Below are 1,007 nucleotides of genomic sequence, written 5' to 3' on the forward strand. Positions count from 1 at the left end.
TCGGTGGTGACCTCCATGGCGACGTCGGAGGCGAAGCACTTGGCGGCGGCGCCGAAGAAGGTGAGGGCCTCCTCTCCACCTCCGGCGGCAACCCGCTCGGACTTGGCGGCGGCGGCGTAGGTGAGCTGGCGGGCGGCCTCGAGCTTCATGGCCATGTCGGCGAGCATGAACTGCACGCCCTGGAAGTCGGCGATGGGCTTGCCGAACTGCTTGCGCTCCTTGACGTAGCCCTTGGCGTAGTCGAGGGCGCCCTGGGCGATGCCGATGGCCTGGGCGGCGATGGTGATGCGGGTGTGGTCGAGGGTCTTCATGGCGGTGGCGAAGCCGGTGCCCTCGGCGCCGATCATGCGGTCGGCGGGGATGCGGACGTTGTCGAGGTAGACCTCGCGGGTCGGGGAGCCCTTGATGCCGAGCTTCTTCTCCGGGGCGCCGAAGGAGACGCCCTCGTCGGACTTCTCCACCACGAACGCGGAGATGCCCTTGGAGCGCTTCTCCGGGTCGGTGACGGCCATCACGGTGTAGTACTCGGAGACGCCGGCGTTGGTGATCCAGCGCTTGACGCCGTTGAGGACGTAAGTGTCGCCGTCGCGCACCGCGCGGGTCTTCATGCCGGCCGCGTCGGAGCCCGCGTCGGGCTCGGACAGGGCGTAGGAGAACATCGCGTCGCCCTTGGCGAGCGGGCCGAGGTACTTGTGCTTGAGCTCCTCGGAGCCGGAGAGGATCACCGGCAGCGAGCCGAGCTTGTTGACCGCGGGGATCAGCGAGGAGGAGCCGCACGCGCGCGCGACCTCCTCGATCACGATCACCGTGGCGAGGGCGTCGGCGCCCGCGCCGCCGTAGGTCTCGGGGACGTGCACGGCGTGCAGGTCGTTGGCGACCAGCGCGTCCAGGGCCTCCTGCGGGAAGCGGCCCTCCTCGTCCACCGCCGCCGCGAACGGCACGATCTTCGCCTCCGCGAGGGCACGCACCGACTCCCGGAGCATGTCGTGCTCCTCGGAAGGCCGGTA

The 1,007-nt window shown here is 70.0% G+C and carries 1 protein-coding gene; it reads right to left on the reverse strand.

Annotated elements, in window-relative coordinates; all coding sequences use genetic code 11:
* The coding region (locus tag ABT041_RS38965) for an acyl-CoA dehydrogenase family protein (RefSeq protein ID WP_351193899.1) at window positions 1–1,007 on the reverse strand (1,007 nt) is incomplete at both ends.

Source organism: Streptomyces sp. NPDC002825, from assembly GCF_040295385.1.
Classification (GTDB): Bacteria; Actinomycetota; Actinomycetes; order Streptomycetales; family Streptomycetaceae; genus Streptomyces.